The sequence below is a fragment of the Aegicerativicinus sediminis genome, from assembly GCF_015476115.1.
Taxonomy (GTDB): domain Bacteria; phylum Bacteroidota; class Bacteroidia; order Flavobacteriales; family Flavobacteriaceae; genus Aegicerativicinus; species Aegicerativicinus sediminis.
In genome coordinates, this window is record NZ_CP064295.1 from 3,098,798 (window position 1) to 3,118,668 (window position 19,871).

Annotated in this window: 20 protein-coding genes; 13 read left to right on the forward strand and 7 right to left on the reverse strand. The window is 35.2% G+C overall.

The window, feature by feature from the left end:
• The first annotated feature begins 48 nt into the window (after positions 1-48).
• Positions 49-501 (forward strand): heme-binding domain-containing protein, encoded by a 453-nt coding sequence (locus ISU00_RS13365; protein WP_228851173.1) that lies wholly within the window; start codon positions 49-51, stop codon positions 499-501.
• A gap of 11 nt (positions 502-512) precedes the next feature.
• Positions 513-1,745 (forward strand): glycosyltransferase, encoded by a 1,233-nt coding sequence (locus tag ISU00_RS13370; protein ID WP_228851174.1) that lies wholly within the window; start codon positions 513-515, stop codon positions 1,743-1,745.
• Here the strand turns inward: ISU00_RS13370 and ISU00_RS13375 are convergent.
• A complete protein-coding gene (locus ISU00_RS13375) occupies positions 1,742-2,425 on the reverse strand; it encodes an SIR2 family NAD-dependent protein deacylase (RefSeq protein WP_228851175.1) in 684 nt (227 codons plus the stop codon). The two genes, ISU00_RS13370 and ISU00_RS13375, sit on opposite strands and share 4 nt — an antisense overlap.
• A gap of 69 nt (positions 2,426-2,494) precedes the next feature.
• Here ISU00_RS13375 and ISU00_RS13380 point away from each other — a divergent pair, with 69 nt between their 5' ends.
• Together ISU00_RS13380 and ISU00_RS13385 are read left to right on the forward strand one after the other, a co-directional pair.
• Entirely contained in the window at positions 2,495-3,148 is a 654-nt protein-coding gene (locus ISU00_RS13380; protein WP_228851176.1) for a TrmH family RNA methyltransferase, read from the forward strand.
• 34 nt (positions 3,149-3,182) lie between these two features.
• Positions 3,183-3,557 (forward strand): VOC family protein, encoded by a 375-nt coding sequence (locus tag ISU00_RS13385; RefSeq protein ID WP_228851177.1) that lies wholly within the window; start codon positions 3,183-3,185, stop codon positions 3,555-3,557.
• Here the strand turns inward: ISU00_RS13385 and ISU00_RS13390 are convergent.
• The 3 genes from ISU00_RS13390 to ISU00_RS13400 all read right to left on the reverse strand — a co-directional run bounded on the left by ISU00_RS13390 (position 3,554) and on the right by ISU00_RS13400 (position 6,938).
• Positions 3,554-4,333, reverse strand: coding sequence for a carboxypeptidase-like regulatory domain-containing protein (locus tag ISU00_RS13390; RefSeq protein ID WP_228851178.1), 780 nt, complete (start codon positions 4,331-4,333; stop codon positions 3,554-3,556). The genes ISU00_RS13385 and ISU00_RS13390 overlap by 4 nt on opposite strands.
• 97 nt (positions 4,334-4,430) lie before the next feature.
• Positions 4,431-6,194: a DEAD/DEAH box helicase gene (locus ISU00_RS13395; RefSeq protein ID WP_228851179.1), complete on the reverse strand. Its 1,764-nt coding sequence runs from the start codon at positions 6,192-6,194 to the stop codon at positions 4,431-4,433.
• 165 nt (positions 6,195-6,359) lie between these two features.
• On the reverse strand, positions 6,360-6,938 hold the full coding sequence (locus ISU00_RS13400; RefSeq protein ID WP_228851180.1) for a non-canonical purine NTP diphosphatase: 579 nt from the start codon (positions 6,936-6,938) through the stop codon (positions 6,360-6,362).
• A gap of 200 nt (positions 6,939-7,138) precedes the next feature.
• Here ISU00_RS13400 and ISU00_RS13405 point away from each other — a divergent pair, with 200 nt between their 5' ends.
• Complete coding sequence (locus tag ISU00_RS13405; RefSeq protein ID WP_228851181.1) at positions 7,139-7,861, forward strand: hypothetical protein; 723 nt, start codon at positions 7,139-7,141, stop codon at positions 7,859-7,861.
• A gap of 53 nt (positions 7,862-7,914) precedes the next feature.
• Here ISU00_RS13405 and rlmH read toward each other — a convergent pair whose 3' ends face one another.
• On the reverse strand, positions 7,915-8,388 hold the full coding sequence (gene rlmH / locus ISU00_RS13410) for a 23S rRNA (pseudouridine(1915)-N(3))-methyltransferase RlmH (protein ID WP_228851182.1): 474 nt from the start codon (positions 8,386-8,388) through the stop codon (positions 7,915-7,917).
• 126 nt (positions 8,389-8,514) lie between these two features.
• Between rlmH and nadC the strand changes: the two genes are divergently transcribed.
• Genes nadC through priA form a run of 3 tightly spaced genes read left to right on the forward strand, consistent with a single transcriptional unit; the run spans position 8,515 to position 12,770 of the window.
• Positions 8,515-9,372 carry a carboxylating nicotinate-nucleotide diphosphorylase gene (nadC, locus tag ISU00_RS13415; protein WP_228851183.1) on the forward strand — a complete coding sequence of 286 codons (858 nt, stop codon included), beginning with the start codon at positions 8,515-8,517 and terminating at the stop codon, positions 9,370-9,372.
• 3 nt (positions 9,373-9,375) lie between these two features.
• Complete coding sequence (locus ISU00_RS13420; protein WP_228851184.1) at positions 9,376-10,317, forward strand: YihY/virulence factor BrkB family protein; 942 nt, start codon at positions 9,376-9,378, stop codon at positions 10,315-10,317.
• Positions 10,318-10,319: 2 nt separating this feature from the next.
• On the forward strand, positions 10,320-12,770 hold the full coding sequence (priA, locus tag ISU00_RS13425) for a replication restart helicase PriA (RefSeq protein ID WP_228851185.1): 2,451 nt from the start codon (positions 10,320-10,322) through the stop codon (positions 12,768-12,770).
• A gap of 4 nt (positions 12,771-12,774) precedes the next feature.
• Here the strand turns inward: priA and ISU00_RS13430 are convergent, their stop codons facing one another.
• Complete coding sequence (locus ISU00_RS13430; protein ID WP_228851186.1) at positions 12,775-13,470, reverse strand: LytR/AlgR family response regulator transcription factor; 696 nt, start codon at positions 13,468-13,470, stop codon at positions 12,775-12,777.
• A gap of 198 nt (positions 13,471-13,668) precedes the next feature.
• Here ISU00_RS13430 and rpsF point away from each other — a divergent pair, with 198 nt between their 5' ends.
• The 5 genes from rpsF (at position 13,669) to ISU00_RS13455 (ending at position 18,527) form a co-directional block, all read left to right on the forward strand.
• Complete coding sequence (gene rpsF / locus ISU00_RS13435) at positions 13,669-14,007, forward strand: 30S ribosomal protein S6 (RefSeq protein ID WP_228851187.1); 339 nt, start codon at positions 13,669-13,671, stop codon at positions 14,005-14,007.
• The gene (rpsR, locus tag ISU00_RS13440) at positions 14,007-14,306 is read left to right on the forward strand and encodes a 30S ribosomal protein S18 (protein WP_228853736.1); all 300 of its coding nucleotides are present in this window, start codon (positions 14,007-14,009) and stop codon (positions 14,304-14,306) included. The genes rpsF and rpsR overlap by 1 nt, the downstream gene beginning before the upstream one ends.
• A gap of 13 nt (positions 14,307-14,319) precedes the next feature.
• Positions 14,320-14,781, forward strand: a complete 462-nt coding sequence (gene rplI, locus ISU00_RS13445) for a 50S ribosomal protein L9 (RefSeq protein WP_228851188.1) — start codon at positions 14,320-14,322, stop codon at positions 14,779-14,781.
• A gap of 95 nt (positions 14,782-14,876) precedes the next feature.
• Positions 14,877-17,999, forward strand: a complete 3,123-nt coding sequence (locus ISU00_RS13450; RefSeq protein ID WP_228851189.1) for a TonB-dependent receptor — start codon at positions 14,877-14,879, stop codon at positions 17,997-17,999.
• Positions 18,000-18,053: 54 nt separating this feature from the next.
• Positions 18,054-18,527, forward strand: coding sequence for a DUF6495 family protein (locus ISU00_RS13455; RefSeq protein ID WP_228851190.1), 474 nt, complete (start codon positions 18,054-18,056; stop codon positions 18,525-18,527).
• Between the two features lie 4 nt (positions 18,528-18,531).
• On the opposite strand, the gene ISU00_RS13460 is transcribed toward ISU00_RS13455, so the two are convergent.
• Positions 18,532-19,779: an ABC transporter permease gene (locus ISU00_RS13460; RefSeq protein ID WP_228851191.1), complete on the reverse strand. Its 1,248-nt coding sequence runs from the start codon at positions 19,777-19,779 to the stop codon at positions 18,532-18,534.
• Positions 19,780-19,871 lie beyond the last annotated feature (92 nt).

The following is a 19,871-nucleotide window of genomic DNA, read 5'->3' on the forward strand; positions in this document are numbered from 1 at the left end:
TTCTATCGGCACTATTAAGTATCTTGTAGTCCTAAAAGTAAACAAATCATGTTAAAAAAAATTCTCCTCGTACTTCTAGTAATTTTTGTGGTTGCTCAATTTTTTGGGCCTGAAAAAAATCAAGGTGATATTCAATCGGTAGAGCCTTTCTTAAATGAAACTAAGCCTAATGCCGAAGTCACTGCTATATTGAAAGAAACATGTTTCGACTGCCATAGCTCTTTCACTCGTTATCCTTGGTATGATAAAATCACTCCTGTTAATTATTGGTTGGCCGAACATGTAGAGGATGGTAAGAAGCACTTAGACTTTTCTCAATGGTCGACTTATGAGGCTAAGAAAAAGGACCATAAGCTTGAAGAATTAATTGAAATGGTGGAGGAAAAAGAAATGCCCCTTCCTTCTTATACTTGGACACATAAAGAGGCAAATCTGTCTGATGATCAGATTGAGGCGGTTATAAGTTGGGCAAAAAATGTGAGATCCAACATAAAACTATAAACTACTATTTTTTGAACAGTTCGAGAACCGTTCTTGTTATTGGGTTGGTTTGGCCAGAGCCAACGAGTTCTGCAGCAGGAGTTCGGATGATGCAGCTTATTGAAATGTTCCTTGCCAATGATTATAAGGTCGTCTTTTCTTGCGCAAGTTTAAAGACCGAACGGTCTGCAAAATTGATTGAATTCGGGGTCACCGAGGTTCCAATAAAATTAAATAATTCAGGTTTTGACGATTTTGTAAAGGAGCTACAACCTACCGTTGTTCTTTATGATCGCTACATTGTAGAGGAGCAATTTGGTTGGCGTGTTCGGTTAAACTGCCCCATTGTATTACAAATCTTGGATACGGAAGATTTACATTTTTTAAGAAATTATCGTCAAAGTCAACCAGATCTCAAAGTTTCTGAATCGACTTCCTTTTCACTAAATAAAATTGCATTAAGGGAAATTGCAAGTATATATAGGGTAGATTTGAGTCTTATCATTTCAGAGTATGAAATGAGAATACTTCAAAATAATTTCCACGTTCCTTCAAACTTATTGCATTATTTACCGATTCTATTTTCCCAAAAGGAAATGGAAGTAAGCAATATTACTTCCTATCAGAATCGTTCAGATTTTATAACCATCGGAAATTTTCTACACCCACCCAATGTAGATTCTTTAATTTACCTTAAAGAAACTATCTGGCCTGCAATAAGAGCTAAATTACCTAAAGCCGTATTGAATGTTTATGGCGCTTATCCTAATCCCAAGATTTGGAAATTGTCGAATGAGTCTGATGGATTTATTATACGGGGAGAAGCTAAGGATGTTAATGAGGTAATGATGAAATCGAAAATTTGTTTAGCTCCGTTAAGGTTTGGTGCGGGTTTGAAAGGAAAAGTCCTAGATGCGTTTAAAAATGGAACTCCTTGTATTTTAACTTCAACCGCTTCAGAAGGTATAGTTGACCATGTTGAATATCCAGTTTGTGATTCGGCGGAAACTTTTGTCGAATTGGCTTTGGATATTTACAACAATGAGAAATCATGGAAAAGTCTCTCAGAAAAGGGTTCAAAAATTTTGCAACAAAAATTCGAAAAGTCAAAATTTGAAGTAAAATTTTTCCAAGTTATTGACGATTCCCTCAATAATTTGGAGAACCATCGACAAATAAATTTTATAGGGGCGATGCTTAAGCATCACAACCAACAGAGCACCAAATATTTGAGTAAGTGGATAGAAGCTAAAAATAAGGGTTAAAGATATTCCTGCAATAATTCTTTTAACTGCTGGGTCCCAGTTGATGCAGTTTGTGCAATTACATGTAAATTTTTTTGTGATCCTATGTTTGGTTTTGGGTCAATAAAGAAAATTGGTATGCCCGATGGCGCATAATGAATTAGGCTTGCTGCAGGATAGACCTGCATTGAAGTGCCAATTATTGCAAATACATCTGCAGTCTCACAAATTCTCATTGCGTCCTCAAAAAGTGGAACGGATTCTCCAAACCAAACTATGTGTGGACGAATTTGATATCCTTTGGAACATTTATTATTCAAGGTTATATCGTCATGCCAAGGAAATATATCATTTTCATCCCCACAACTTCTAGCCTTTAATAACTCCCCATGAAGATGTAAAACATTTGAGCTACCAGCCCGTTCATGTAGATTATCTATATTTTGGGTGATGATTGAAACATTTAAACAACTCTCCAATTCTGCCAACGTTAAATGTGCCAGGTTTGGGTTTACCGACTTAAGCTGCTTACGGCGATCATTATAAAACTGAAGTACTAATTGAGGGTTTCTTGCAAAACCTTGAGGGGAAGCCACCTCTGTAACATCATGGCCTTCCCACAACCCTCCAGAATCCCGAAAGGTCTTTAAACCGCTTTCAGCACTAATTCCTGCTCCCGTTAATACAACTAGATTTTTCAAAGTTTTTGGGTTGTTTCTATTTTGATAAAATTAAAAAATTCATTTTTGCTTTTAGTAAGAATCATTTTTATGGACCTGAAATTTCTTAACTATTTAGAAGAGTTTATTTCTGATGATCGTTTAAGGCGATATAATGAGGTGCTTTCTAAACGTACACGCTTTATAACTGCCGCCATTGAGGATGTTTATCATTTACACAATACAAGTGCCGTTATTAGATCTTGCGATGCATTTGGCATTCAAGATATACATGTAATTGAAGAACGAAACCGTAGAAAAATTGATAGGGAAATTGCACTTGGATCTCAACAATGGGTAAATACTCATCGCTACCATTCTACAGAAGATTGTATAGATTCGCTTAAGGAATCAGGTTATGAAATTGTTGCTACAATGCCACATGATAAAGGATCAATTCTTTCAGATTTTGTTATTAAGCAAAGAAGTTGTTTTTTCTTTGGATCTGAGAAAAAGGGTTTAACGGATACCGTTATCAATAAGGCAGATAAATTTGTCCACATACCTATGGTTGGATTTACCCAAAGCTTAAATATTTCGGTATCTGCGGCTATTCTTATTCAATATTTTTCTAGCCAAATTCGAAGTTCAAATCTTTATTGGCAGTTGTCTGAAATTGAAAAAAATGAAATCAAACTGAATTGGATTAAACATCAACTAAAAGATTTTCCATTGATTAAAGAAAGATTTTATAATGCAATTTGAATTCCTATCTTTATATAAATAAAATCATAACATTATGAAAATGAATATGGTAGGTTGGTTCGAAATTCCTGTTGCAGATATGGATCGAGCCAAAAAGTTTTATGAAACTGTTTTCCAAATAGATATAAACGTTCATGATTTTGGTGGTTTATTGATGGGCTGGTTTCCAGATCGTGGACAAGTGCCCGGTGCTAATGGGACTCTTATCAAGCAGGAATCTTATATTCCAAGTAAGGAGGGTACCTTAATTTATTTCAACTGTGAGGACGTTGATAATGAATTATCTAGAATTGTAGAGGCTGGAGGTTCAATCTATTTGAAGAAAACCCAGATTTCACCAGAATACGGTTATATGGGTGTTTTTATAGATACTGAAGGTAACAGGATAGCATTACATTCAAGAGCTTAAAACCTGTCAGAAGTCCTATTTCTGTTCAAGACCTTATATTCTTCATAGCATTCGCTAATGGCATCCAAAATCTGAAGGTCGTTAGCAGTTTGAATGAAATCCTTTGAGTAATTACATTGGTTTACGATCTCGTCTAGATCATATTTGTCAACCTGAAGCAATACGGTAAGCATTTCCCTATCATATCTAGAAGCGAGAAGATTACGTATTTCATCGTCCTGTTTCATCTGTCTCAACTTACGCATCTCACTAGGTTTTTTCCCAAAAATATTATGCAGAAAATCTGCGGGATTAAATAAGGCACCTAAAACCTTATTTATAGCATTTGGAGCACTTTCACCAGCCTCATACCCTTTGTTCGGTAGCCCTGAAATACTATAACGATAATTCTGTTTAAGAGGTACCTGTCTAACATCTATATCCAAATAACCGGTAAGCCGAAGTTGATTAACGACAACTTCTTCCAAGGCAAGCGCCAATTCAGTCAGTGTAATAGTGGTTTCACCGAATTTTAACCAATCGTTTGTAACCCTAACTTTTATAGATTTATAGCCTAAGTAAGAAAAATGTAAGGTGTCATTTACTGAAGCCGGTAAACTAAATTTACCGTCATCATCCGTTGATGTACCAACCACTTTATTTAAGTTAACAATATTAACTCTATCCAATGGTTTTCCGTCAGCCGCATTTATAACAATACCAAATACTTTATCATCTTCTTGTCCAAAAGAAAGAAGTGTGAATAACAAAGTAAACAGTATTAGTAGGCCTTTCATAGTTCAAAGTTAGGCTATAAAAATAGAAAACAAATCTTAATACCGATTTTAAGCCGCAATAATTGACGAAATATTAACAAGATGCGGTATTTACCGATTACTTTCTCCTTGAACGTCTAGGTCTGCTAAGCGCAAATTCTCCAGAACTCTTCTTGTCTTTTCTCTTTGATTTACTACCGCCTCGATTGCCGCCTTTTTTTGGGCCATCATTTTTAAATTTATCGAAGGATCGGGATTTTTTCCTTTTACCACCACCGGAAGATTTTCGTTGGCCCTTATTTTCAGTTACTTCAACATTGATAAAACGACCTTCTAATTTAAAATCTTTAAAAAATTCCAAAGGCTTATTTTTATTGTGCTCATCTAGGTTAAAGAATGAGAATGTATCCAAAACATCAACTTTATAGACATCTTCTTTGCCTAACTGTAGCATGTCCCTGATAAAGTCTTTTAACTTCATCCAATCATAACCATCCTTACGCCCAACATTTATAAAGAAACGGATAGATTCTCCGGTAGCCTCATTACCTCTGCTTTTTTCAACGTTCAGTTCAGGGGCTTTTTGGTAATAATTGTAAAAACGACTGAATTCAACGGAAAAGAATTTCTTTATAAGTTCTTCCTTAGAGGTTGATTCAAATAATTCGTTAATTTTTGGTAAATAGGAATCTATATCGTGATTGATTTGCGTGTCATGCACTTTATTGGCTAATGAAAACAATTGCTTTTCACAAATCTCCATCCCACTTGGAATGCTTTTCTCTTCAAATGATTTTTGAATGATTTTTTCGATATGCTTTATTTTCCGCAGCTCGCTTTTGGTAATAATTACCATCGAAATCCCAGTTTTACCCGCTCTTCCCGTTCTACCACTTCTATGAGTATAGGTTTCAATTTCGTCTGGGAGTTGATAATTTATTACGTGGGTAATTTCATCTACATCGATTCCGCGGGCAGCAACGTCTGTAGCCACCAACATTTGAATTTGCTTGTTTCTGAAGGACTTCATTACCAAATCTCTTTGGTTTTGACTTAAATCGCCATGTAGAGCACTAGCGTTATAACCATCCTCAATAAGTTTTTCAGCAACTTTTTGAGTATCTCTTTTTGTTCTACAGAAAACTACTGAGAAAATATCAGGATTTGCATCTGCCAATCGCTTTAGGGCTTCATACCTGTCACGGCTTCCTACAAGGTAAAATTCATGAGATACGTTTGAACTACCAACGTTTTTAGCGCCCACCGTTACTTCTTGTGGTTGGTGCATAAAATCTTTGGCAATAGTGGCAACCTCTTTTGGCATAGTTGCAGAAAATAACCAGGTTGATTTGTCTTGGGGGGTAAAGGACAAAATATCGGTGATATCCTCATAGAATCCCATATTCAACATCTCATCAGCTTCATCCAAAATACTATATTCAATTTTGGAAATATCCACCATTTTTCTCCCGATCATATCCTTCATTCTTCCAGGAGTGGCTACAATTATTTGAGCACCTCTCTTTATTTGGTTGGCTTGTTCGGTTATACTTGCCCCACCATAGATAGCAACGATGTTTAATCCTTTTAGATTTTTCCCGTACAATTGCATTTCATTGGTAATTTGAAGACAAAGTTCTCTAGTAGGAGCTAAAATTAGTCCTTGGGTAACCCTGCTGGAAATGTCAATTTTATGTAATAGTGGGAATCCAAAAGCTGCAGTTTTACCTGTGCCAGTTTGGGCCAACGCAACCAAATCGGTTTCGTTTTCTAATAATAATGGAATTGTTTTTAATTGGATGTCACTTGGAGTAATAAACCCCATGTCATTGATAGCCTCCAATAGCTCTGATTGAAGACCTAATTCAGAAAATGTATTCATTAGTATGTATTAGTTTTATGTGCCTTAAGAAGTGTATCGACAGAAAAAAACCTAATACTTCCTAAATCACGACCTCACCCTGAGGTTTTAAGCCGGCAAAAGTAGTTATTATATTTGGATTTACGGTCCTTAAAACAATTTATTTTCAGTAAGTTAAACTCGTCTTTAGTTGGAATTTAAAAAGCGCACCAACTTTTGAATAGCTTTTCCTCTATGACTTATCTTGTTTTTTTCATCCAAATCCATTTCAGCAAAAGTAATGTTATAACCAAGAGGAATGAAAATTGGATCATACCCAAAACCATTAGTTCCTCTAGGTGTTTCAGCAATATGGCCTTCACAAACTCCTTCATAGAAGTAAGTATTTCCATTGATGATTAGGGCTATTACGGTTTTAAAACGAGCAGATCTAAGTGCATTTTCAGAGAGTTGATTTAAAAGTTTTTCATTATTATCCTTCGCATTTCTCTGTTGGCCTGCATACCTTGCTGAATAAACGCCCGGTGCACCATCTAAAGCATCTACTTCCAAGCCGGTATCATCTGCAAAAACATTTTCATGAAAATTCTCATAGATATAATTCGCCTTTATAAATGCATTTTCTTTTATGGTATCTCCAGTTTCTGGGATGTCAACAAAACAGTTAATATCTTTCAGGCTTTTTATTTCGAACTGATTGGGAATCAGTTGTTTTATTTCGTAAATTTTATTCGAATTATTTGTGGCAAAGACGATTGATGTCATGGCACTTAGTATTATTGAAATTAAGTATATTTTTTAGCAAAAAGCATTAATTTTTTCAATGATTTATGCGTTTCATCGAAAAGAATGTAATCTTAATCCTACTAAGCGGCTAATGTAGTACTTTTATCATAGATAATTCAAGACCAAATCTGTCCTATTCCTAAACCTATAACACTTTTTTGCTATTAAAAGATATTACTATGAAGACAAACTACTATGTTATTATATTTCTTTCACTTTTATTTTCTTGCTCTGTAAATGAAGATAATTCGATTAATGAACCTAATGTAGCCTTGGAGCTGGAGCCAGGCATTAATGAAGAAATTGCAAATTCGGCTCCAACTCAAGACCCAATTGGAAACTTCACTGAAAGTAGTTCAGCCTATGCGGTTACTACATTTTTAAGAACTAGAAGTTCTGCCACGAATACTAGTAATGGTATCACTGTTTTTTATTCGGCTGATGGTATAGATTATGCGTTTACAATGGAGGATGGGAGGACATTGGTTGTAGAAGTACCGGCCGAAGATGGCAAAATTACGGCCTTACCAAATGGCCGTTACAAGTTTAAAACCCACGCTACCGATCCCGTATGCTATATAATTAATAGATATTATGAAATTGAGTACTCCAATTACTGCATGGATAAACGACAAGGCGTATTTAATTATAATGTAGTTTCAGATGCTCTTGTAACTACTGCTAGCAATGGAGGACTTGTTTATATGTCTACCGAACCATATTTTTCTGCAAGTGTTATAAATTATGTTACTAAACTCAACAATTCATCCTTTGAACTAGACGATAATGAAATACCTATGAATTGTGGAGATGCAAGTGAGGAGGTTTCTGTTCAGCTAAAAAAACTTGAAGGAAATCAAAACCAAGATAGCGAGATGAAATTTAAATTAACTATACGTTAATTAGAATACAACTTTACTAAAAGAGGATTTAGAAGAAATTTTAAATCCTTTTTTTATTGGTGATGGTAGGGTTCGTTTCTTAATATGGTAAATGCTCTATAGATTTGCTCCACAGTAAAAAGGCGTACCATTTGATGTGAAAATGTCATTTTTGAAAGTGAAATGGTTTCCCTTGCCGTGCCATAAACCGCATCTGAAAACCCATAGGCTCCACCAATAACAAAAACAATTTGTTTTAACCCGGAATTCATTTTTTTTTGAAGGTATTCTGAAAAACCAATAGATGTAAATTGTTTACCGTTTTCATCCATTAGAACCAATTCATCAGAAGGTTTTAATTTAGCTAAAATCAAATCACCCTCTTTTTCCTTTATTTCGGCTTCACTAAGATTTTTTGCTTTTTTTATGTCTTGTATGATCTCAAAATCAAATTTAATGTAGTGTCTAAGGCGCTTTTCATAATCATCTATAAGGTTCTGCAACGCTTTACTATCTGTTTTTCCTATGGCAATTAATTTAATATTCAAATCAATCCTATTTTTACAACTTTGTAAAAATCGAATATTTTTTGGGCTTTTCCGAATTTGAGTATCCTCGATAATAATGATTTTGTTAGGTTTCCAATTCTTATTTTAGCATAAATAAACTTGACAATGATCTCAGTGCAACAATTCCAAAAAGAATTAGAAATAATAATATCAAACTCACTAAGGGAAGATGTTGGAGAAGGCGATCATAGTTCTTTAGCCTGTATCCCGTCAGATGCTCAAGGAAAAGCTAAACTATTGGTGAAAGATGAAGGTATAATTGCAGGGATTGAATTCGCCAGAATGGTATTCCATAGCCTTGACCCGGAAACGGAATTTGAAGCGTTAATTAGTGACGGAGACAAGGTTAAGAATGGGGATGTTGCATTTTACATAACTGGTAAATCTCAGAGCATACTAAAAGGGGAGCGGCTGGTTTTAAATGCGATGCAGAGAATGAGTGCCATAGCAACAAAAACTAATTATTTTGTAAAATTATTGGAAGGTACAGGAACCAAAATCCTTGACACTAGAAAAACCACTCCTGGAATTCGTGCCCTTGAGAAATGGGCTGTAAAAATTGGTGGTGGTGAAAATCATCGTTTTGCATTGTACGACATGATAATGTTAAAAGATAACCATATTGATTTTGCAGGTGGAATAACCAAGGCAATTGACAAAACCAAGGCTTATTTAAAAAGTATTGGAAAAAATTTGAAAATCATTGTTGAAGCGCGTGATTTAAAAGAGGTGGAAGAAATTCTTCTCTCAGATGGGATTTACAGGATATTATTGGACAATTTTAGTTTTGAAGACACAAAATTGGCGGTTGAAATGATTGGAGATAGATGTTTAACTGAATCTTCTGGGGGAATTAATGAACAAACTATAAGAGAATATGCCCTTTGTGGTGTTGATTTCATTTCGTCGGGCGCATTAACCCATTCAGTTTATAATATGGACCTTAGTTTAAAAGCTGTGTAGAGTATGACCAAACCGGTTGAAGACAAGCTTTCCAAAATTCCGATAATCCGGTCAATCGTAAAGTTATTAAAGAGAATAAAGCTTTACGGGCTTGAGGGACTGTCTCTATACGACTTAGCCGAACTATATATTATTGGGATTTTTAAAGGTGCACTTACGGAAAGAGCGAGCGCAATTTCCTTTAGTTTTTTCTCGGCCCTCTTCCCGTTTATATTATTCATTCTAATAATGATTCCCTTTGTTCCGATAGATGGCTTTAAAGCGGAGTTTGAACAATTTTTGGAGTCATTTTTACCACCGCAAACCTCAGAATTTTTCTTTAATAATATTTTCAATAATATTGGAGTAAATGCACAGAGTGGATTAATATCTACAGTGTTTCTACTTTCAATAATTTTGATGGCAAATGGAGTCAGTGCCATTTTTGCAGGATTTGAAAACAGTTATCATCAGCAGGCAACTAGAAGTATCGTAAAACAATATTTATATGCAATTGGTGTAGCAATTTTATTAGCATTTTTATTGATTTTTACTGTAGCGATTTACGGTTACTTCGAAATTTTTGTAGTTAAGCCTTTCTTAGAAGAATTAAGCGGAGTGTCTTATGCACAGACTAAAACGGCCATGTTTTGGGTGATTTTGGCCAAGTATGTGTTTTTCGTTATGATGGTCTATATAGCAATCGCTACTTTATATTATTTTGGGACAACCGAAGGTAAGGAGTCTAGATTCTTTTCAGTTGGCGCCCTTTTTTCTACCATTCTCATTATGTTTACCTCATTCTTTTTTGCTGTTTATATTGAGAATTTTTCGCGTTATAATGAATTATATGGTTCTATTGGGGCATTATTAATACTGCTTTTCTATTTATGGTTGAACAGTAACGTAATTTTGTTAGGATTCGAATTGAATGTGTCCTTGAATAAATTACGCAAGAGTTTCTAGGAATGGTTGCTTTTGTAGATGTCATATTACCAATTCCCTTAGAGAATAAGTTTACCTACTCTATTACTGAAGCAGAATCTAAGTTTATCCTTCCGGGTATGCGGATTGCAGTTTCCTTTGGAAAATCTAAAATCTACACTTCAATTGCTTTTAAAGTTCATCAACAGGCGCCTTTGGTTTATGAAGCTAAACCGATTGAGGAAATTTTGGATAACAGTCCGATCATTACAGAACGACAATTAAGCCATTGGCAATGGATTGCTGAATATTATATGTGTTCTATTGGGGAGGTTGTCCGCGCTGCATTGCCTTCTGGTTTTTTATTGGAAAGTGAAACACTTATAAAACTGAATACTGATGAAGTTGATATCGAAAAGAACTTGGATGATCAGGAATTTCTAATCTATGAGGCGCTCCAATATCAAAGTTCCCTTATGGTCGGTGACGTTATTTCAATTTTAGACCGAAAAAAGGTAATGCCAGTACTTTATGGCCTTATGAATAAGAAGGTCATAACCATAGAAGAAAGACTATTTGAAACTTTTAAGCCTAAGAAACAAAGGGTAATCCGTTTAAGTGACCGCTACAAATCAGAATCTGAATTGAATAATCTTTTAGAAGAATTATCTAGGGCACCTAAGCAAAGGGATGTTGTTATGAATCTTTTTATGTTAGAAGCTAGACAAAAGTCGAAGGTCTCAGCCAAGGATTTAATGACAGCTAGTAAGGCATCATCCAGTATATTAAAAAGCCTAATTGATAAGGGAATCTTGGAAGAATCTTTTGATGTTATAAGTCGGATAGAGGATGTCGGAAATGAGGGTGACAGATTAAAGTCGCTTAGCGTGTACCAAGAAGATGCTTATAAAAAACTTCAAACTGGTTTTGAGGAACAGGATGTGATGTTGTTACACGGTGTTACATCTTCTGGTAAAACTGAAATTTATGTGAAGTTTATCCATGAACATTTAAAAAACGGAAAAAGTGTTCTTTACTTATTGCCAGAAATAGCTTTAACCACCCAATTGGTCGAGCGTTTACAGGGGTATTTTGGAAACGACGTTCTTGTATATCATTCACGATACAACCTAATGGAACGAATGGAATTGTGGAATTCGGTGTTGGAAGCCAATGAAGCCAAAGTTGTAATTGGTGCAAGATCATCATTATTCTTACCCTTTCATTCATTAGGACTTATAATTGTTGATGAAGAACATGAAACTTCTTTTAAACAATTCGATCCTGCCCCTCGATACCATGCGCGAGATGCGGCTATTGTACTTGGCAACTTATTTCAAGCTAAAGTATTGTTAGGTTCCGCTACCCCAAGTTTAGAATCGTTTTACAACATAAAACAAAAAAAATACGGATTAGTTTCTTTAACAAAGCGCTTTAATGATGTGCTTATGCCTGATATTGAAATGGTGGATATTTCTGAGGCTTATAGAAAAAAACGAATGAAAGGTCATTTTAGTGAGCGCTTGCTTGAAGAAATTGAAAAGGCATTGGAAGAAAATAAACAAATTATTTTATTTCAAAATAGAAGAGGATATAGTCCAATCGTAGAATGTTTGAGTTGCGGGCATAGTCCACAGTGTCCTAATTGCGACGTTACCTTAACCTATCACCAATATTCAGATCGATTGCGCTGTCATTACTGCGGTTATAATGTTCCGATGCATAAAACATGTGAGGCTTGTGGCAATGCTAATTTAAACACCAAGGGTTTTGGTACGGAACAAGTCGAAGAAGAAGTGAATGAATTGTTTCCAAAAGCTAAAACTGCGAGGATGGATTTGGATACAACCCGTGGTAAATATGGGCACCAACGGATAATTTCGTCTTTTGAACGTCATGAAGTTGATATTTTAATAGGTACCCAAATGGTTACCAAGGGTTTGGATTTTAGAAATGTTATGCTTGTAGGTATTATGAATGCGGATACAATGCTAAATTTCCCAGATTTTAGAGCTCATGAACGATCCTTTCAAATGTTACTTCAAGTTTCGGGTAGGGCAGGGCGAACAGATGATCGAGGCAAGGTTTTAATTCAATCCTACAATCCTTACCATCAAATATTACAACAAGTTTCAAACAATGATTTTAAGAGTATGTATTTGGAGCAAATGGATGAACGGCATAATTATAAATATCCTCCCGTTGTACGTTTGATAAAGGTAACCTTAAGGCATAAGGATTTAAATAAGGTGAATGTAAGTGCGGATTGGTTAGCAAAATCATATAGGCAATTATTGCCTTGTGAAGTTTTAGGCCCCGAATTTGCACCAATTGCAAGGATTAGAAATCAATACCATAAGAATATATTGGTAAAGATAAAATTTAGTAATTCACTTCAAAAAACTAAGAAAGCTATTATTAAGATTAACAATAGCTTCCAGAGTATAAAAGATTTTAGGTCTGTCCGAGTAATTTTTAACGTAGATCCCTATTAGTTAGTTACATATTATTTAAGGCGTCCACCAATTGAGTTTTCTTGTTTCGGCTTAATGGAATTTCATAGGCACCAACTTCCACATTCTTACTATTAAATCTGTCGATTTTGTCTAAATTGACAATATAAGATTTATGGATTCTTAAAAATTTGCCATCTGGTAATTCCTTTTCAAAGGCTTTCATAGTAGAAAGCACAACAAGACTGTTCTCTTCAGTAACGACCTTTACATAGTCACCAAGTGCTTCTATCCATTTGATGTCCTTGATGTAAACTTTACGTTTTTTTAGATTACTTTTGACAAAGATGTGTTCGCCATCAGTTTCATTGAAATCTAATTTTAATTTGTGCTGCTCGATTGCCTTCTCGACCGCTTGATTGAAGCGCTCCCTGGTGATTGGTTTTTGCAGATAATCTGTAGCATCATAATTAAAAGCTTTGAATGCGTATTCTGTTTTACCGGTGACAAAAATAATCTGGGGCTTGTTATTTAAGACGTCCAATAATTCAAAACCGTTTAAAACGGGCATTTCAATGTCTAAAAAGATGAGATCAACTTTGTGCGTATTGAGGCCATTTTTGGTTTCAAGGGCACTGCTGTATTCTGCGATTAGATTTAGGGAGCTATGATTTTCAATCAACTTAACAATGGACAGGCGCTGAATCGCAGAATCATCAACAACTACACAGTTTAAAGTCATAACATTTAATTATTTAGGTTAAGATATCGACAATAGTACGAAATATTCGGTTAAAAACCAAAAAACATCGATAAAACGTATTATTTAACAAAATTTTAAGAAATTTTTAGTACAAAGAATTTATTATCAAAAATGTTGCCAATAAGTAGATTAATAACTATTTTTGCACCCGTTTTATCAATAAATATTAATTACAGTATGAACAATTATGAAACTGTTTTCATCTTAAATCCCGTTTTATCTGATACTCAGATAAAGGAAACAGTTGAGAAATACGAAGAATTTCTTGTTTCGAGAGGGGCGAAGATGATAGCTAAGGAAGACTGGGGGCTTAAAAAATTGGCTTACCCAATCCAAAACAAAAAGAGTGGTTTTTATCACCTTTTTGAATTTCAAGCTGAAGGAGACGTTGTTGGTCCCCTTGAGTTAGAATTTAGACGTGACGAACGCTTTATGCGTTATCTAACCGTTAAGTTAGACAAACATGCTATTGCATGGGCAGAGAAGAGACGAAACAGAAACAAACAAAAAGCGTAATTATGTCTTCAATTGAACAACAGGCAAAAGGAAAAAAAGACAGTGAGATTAGATATCTTACTCCTTTAAATATTGAGACTACGAAGAACAAAAAGTATTGTAGGTTCAAAAAATCTGGAATCAAGTATGTTGATTATAAAGATGCTGATTTCTTATTAAGTTTTGTAAACGAACAAGGTAAATTGCTTCCACGTAGATTAACTGGTACTTCTTTGAAATATCAAAGGAAAGTTGCTACTGCGGTTAAAAGAGCAAGACACTTGGCGTTAATGCCATATGTGGCAGATTTGTTAAAATAATTAAATCGTAACTATGGAATTGATATTAAAGCAAGATGTGGACAACTTAGGATTTAAGGATGACATCGTTACTGTAAAGAACGGTTATGGTAGAAATTATTTGATACCTCAAGGTTATGCTGTAATGGCTACTTCCTCAGCTAAGAAAATGTTAGAGGAAACGTTGAGACAACGTTCTTACAAAGAAAAGAGTATAATTGATGATGCTAAAAAGACTGCAGAAGCAATTAACAATTTAGAACTTAAAATTGCTGCTAAAGCTGCAGAAGGTGCTACCGTTGGTGATAAATTGTTTGGTTCTGTTACTAGCATAGATTTGGCAGAAGCATTAAATAAAGAAGGCCATACTATTGATAAAAAATATATTTCTATCAATGGTGGTAACATTAAGAGATTAGGACAATACGAAGCTGTAATAAGATTGCATCGTGAAGTAACTGTAGATTTTACTTTCGAGGTTGTACCTGAAGCTTAGTAAATTATAGTAGGTTAATAATTGTGAGAAGGGCTTTTAGCCCTTCTTTTTTTGTTTTAACTTGAGGTACTAATAATCTTAACTCAATTAATTAAATGAAAAAACTATTACCTTTTATTTTTTTGCTTTTTGGCTTTATTGTTTATGGCCAGGTAACTACATCTAATATCAATGGTGTGGTATTAGACGAGAATGGTGAACCGCTGCCGGGTGTTAATGTGGTGGCTGTTCATACTCCAACCAGCACTTCCACTGGGGCTGCAACCAATATAGATGGACGCTATAACCTAATAAACCTTCGTGTTGGTGGTCCATATACCGTAACATTTTCTTATGTGGGTTATAAGTCGGAAACCTTGGAAAACATTTTCTTAACACTTGGTGTTACTGAAAATATTAATATGAATATGGTTCCTGAAAACGAAGCCTTAGAAACTGTTGTGATTACTGGTGGAGGATCCGGGACTTTTGGTAATGATAGAACAGGTGCTGAGACAAGTGTTGGTAGGAGAGAACTTACGACTTTGCCAACGATTAGTCGTTCCGCTTCAGATTTTACTAGGTTGGAGCCTACAGCAAGTAATGGATCTTTTGCAGGTAGAAATGACCAATTCAATAACTTTTCTTTGGATGGGGCTATTTTTAATAATCCCTTTGGTTTAGATGCTGCAACTCCTGGCGGACAAACAGATGCCCAACCAATATCATTGGATGCCATTGACCAGATTGTGGTTTCTACGGCGCCCTATGATGTTACACAATCTGGTTTTACAGGCGCTTCAGTGAATGCAGTTACTAAGAGCGGAACTAACGAATTCCATGGAACAGTATATGGATTTTTTAGAAATGAAGATTTAACAGGAGGAAAAATTAAGGGAGAAAACGTTGTAAAACCAAAATTAAATCAAAGTCAATACGGATTTAGTGTCGGTGGACCAATTATAAAAAACAAACTGTTCTTTTTTGCCAATTTTGAACGTGATGAGCGAGATGATTTGGGTACTAATGGTTGGGTGCCTAATTCTGGGTCTGGAGCAATTAATGAATCTAGGGTTACAGAGGCTGACCTAATAACCGTTCAAAACGCACTTAGTAATTTAAGTAATGATTATAAGCCCGGCCGCTACAAGGGATTTACTTATGCAGCAGAATCTACCAAGGGTATTGTGAAATTAGATTGGAATGTCAATGATAATAATAGAATTGCATTCATTTATAATTTCTTAAATGCATCGAAAGAAAAACCTGCTCATCCAACTGCCTTAGGATTTAGAGGACCAAGTGCTACAACCTTGCAGTTTGAAAATACGGGTTATGAGATTAACAATAACATTCAGTCCTTACAAGTTGAGTGGAACTCGACCTTGTCTGAGACAATGGCCAATAAATTACAGATCGGCTATACCCATTTTGATGATTTTAGAAATCCTTTGTCGACACCGGCTCCAACAGTTACTATAACCAAGGATGGTTCAAACTACATAATTGCTGGTCACGAACCCTTTTCAATACACAACAAATTAGACCAAAAGGTTATTCAAATTACCGATAATTTCAATTTTTATTTTGGTGATCACACATTTACCGTTGGGGGAGCTTTTGAAAAATTTGAATTTGATAATTCATTTAATCTAGGTGTTTATGGTGCTCAAGGAGTATTTTTTCCTACCACAACAATGGAGGATTTTCAATCCCTTGTGAGCAGTGGAGATTTACAAACATTATTTGATGATGCCTTAGCGGCCCATGCTTCTTTAAGCGCAAATGGTGAAGGTGTTGCGGGAGGTTGGGCATTAGCGGAAACTAATGTCGGCCAATTGTCATTTTATGCTCAAGATGCTTGGAATATTACAGATAAATTCAAATTAACTTATGGGCTAAGAATCGATAAGCCATTGTTTTTTGATACTTCAGACAAGGCCCAGGAAGTTATAGATCGTGCTTGTTGTTACGCACCAGATATACCATATGTTAATCCAAATAATGGGGAGACGGTTTTATTAGATAATACTAAGATGCCAAGTAAGAAATGGCTCTTATCTCCTCGAGTTGGATTTAATTATGATATTAAAGGAGACAAAACTTTACAGTTAAGAGGAGGTTCTGGTTTATTTACAGGTCGTTTTCCGTTTGTATGGTTAGGAAACCAAGTTGCTAACCCAGAAGTTTTCTTTTACCAGGCGGTCGACCCTGATTACAAGTTTCCTCAAGTATGGCGGACAAATATTGGTATTGATAACCGATTTGAAAATAATTTGGTTCTTACTGCGGATGTTTCGTATACCAAGGATATTAATGGACCTCATGTTCAAAACTGGGGTTTGTTGAACCCATCTGGTACTTTACAGGGAGTTGATAATAGACGGATTTACACTGCAAATGATTTGATCAATAATGCATATGTCTTTTCAAATTCTGATAAAGGAAGGATTTGGAATGCATCTGTAAAGGCCCAACGGACTTTCGATAATGGTCTTTATACGTTGCTTGGATATAACTATTTAAATTCCAAAGATGTCAACTCTATTGAGGCAGAAATTACTGGTGATGCATTTGCTTTTAACCCTGCCTTGGGAAATGTTAATAATGACGTTTTAGCCTATTCAAAATATGGTGATACACATCGTGTATTTGGGGTTGCAAGTAAAAAGTGGACTTATGGTGATGACAAATGGGCCACTACCATAACAACCTTCTTCGAATATGCAAAAGGAGGTCGTTTCAATTATACTTATGGAGGGGATATAAACGGTGATGGATCTGCATTAAATGATTTAATTTATATACCAACTGATAGTGAAATTGATCAAATGCAATTCACGGGCTCTGGCCAGGCACAAGCATTTAAGGATTACATCTCACAAGATGATTATTTAAGTGATAGGAGAGGTGAATATGCTGAGCGTTATGGTGCACTAGCTCCTTGGAGGAGTAGATGGGACCTAAAAATTCTTCAAGACTATAATATTCAAATCAATGAGACTAAAACAAATACTATTCAATTGAGTATCGATGTTCTGAATCTCGGTAATTTAATAAGTTCAGATTGGGGAGTGATTCAGCAACCAACCAATATTCAACCGATTGGAGTAACAGTCGATCCGGATACTCGTGTTCCTACCTATACTTTTAACCCAAATTTAGAGGACACTTTTACATATGATTCTAGTTTGGCATCAAGGTGGCAAGCTCAGATCGGATTGCGATACATATTCTAAAACCAAATACATTTTTTAATTTTGAGCCCTGTTATTAGAAACAGGGCTTTTTTTATGAAATATTCCAGACTGACAAAAGAACAATTTGAAGAATTGCACAAAGAGTTTATTAATTTTTTGGCTACCCAATCCATTACTAAGGAAGAATGGGATAATCTAAAAGTAAATAAGCCTGAATTGGCAGAACAAGAATTGGATATTTTTAGCGATTTAATATGGGAGGGAGTATTAAACAAAGTGGGCTACGTTGAACACTTTTCAGAGGAAATGATGTACCTCTTTAAATTTGAAGAAGATGTCATGAAATTAATCGCCGTTAAAGTCGAAAATCCTGATGTAAATCTTTCAACCTCTGAAGGATTTCAATGGTTAAGGGAAAATTTAATGTCAGAAGAGGTGGAAATGTTCAATTCAAAAAAAGATTATTCGGAGGATCCTAATTATGACAAATTTAAATTAATTGAACAGGGAGGTAATATCACCAAAGGTGAACTGTTCGATTATTTTGAGAAATTGATTGCAAATTAAGTGTTTATTCGTAGCGCAACGATTCTATAGGATCTAATTTTGAAGCCTTTGCAGCAGGATAAGAACCGGAAATAATTGCAACTACGAAGGTTATAATCGAGGCCGAAATCATAGCAAACCAAGGAATCGTAAATTCAAGGTTTAGAGCGGAAGCAAATATTAAACCTATCAAAATTCCTAATACAATACCAGCAATTCCCCCCATCTGCCCAATAATAACGGTTTCAATTATAAACTGATTTGCGATTGTTCTAGGTTTTGCACCTAATGCCTTTCTTACCCCAATTTCTCTTGTTCTTTCTGAAACTGAAACGAGCATGATATTCATCAGAGCTATCGTTGACCCGAAAATGGTTATAATGCTAATAATCCAAGCGGCATAATACAAATATTGGGAGATTGAACTGATTCTATTAATTAAATCGTCGCTTCGACTTATTGAAAAATTATCTTCTTCTAGAGGTGTCAGTCCACGTATATTTCTAAAAACTAATTTTGCATCATCGACTGCATTATCTATGATTTCTGGATTATCCGCTTTTATGGTTATGCCATAATTGACATTTGGCAATGGATATAAAGTTCGGGCTTGCTGAATGGGAATATATAAATTGTTGTCATCGTTTGAACCGAAATCACCACTATTAGACTTTTTTAAAACTCCTATAATCTTAAACTTTGCGCCTCTAACACTAATTATTTTGTTTATTGGATTAACATTTTTTAGTAGGCCATTTTTTAGATCTTGTCCAATAACGCAGACATTTGAATTGTTGCTAATGTCGAAATAATTAAATTCCCTTCCTTCTTCAATTTCATACCCTCGGTTGTTGAAGGAATTTTCAGTTATACCCAAGACCAAAATTTCTGGATCGGTTTTCTGATTTTCAAATTTTACCTCTGCACTTGCAGTTGCGGTAAACGAAATTGAAACTTGAGTAAGAGGAAAATTATAATTTTCAATAAATTCTTTTGCTTGGCGATAGTCAATCACAGGATTTATTTTTTGCCTTTCACCCCTTCCAAAAGCCCTAAACGTATTTTGTTGCCGTTGAATTCCGAAAGTGTTTGATCCCATTGAAGAAAAGTTGCTTGCAATAGTGTTTTCAAGGGCTTTTACTGAACTTAAAATACCGACAAGTGCCATTATACCAATTCCAATTATTAAAACTGTTAGAACGGTTCTAAGGATTTGGGTAGAAATAGATTGCAATGCAATCCGAATATTTTCCCTAACCAACGGAAACTTCATGAAATGTGCATGTTTTTCTATTAGACACCAAAAGTAGTTTAAAGTTACTATAAAACTAGTCTATCTTTATCCTCCTCTAAAATTTCCCGTAT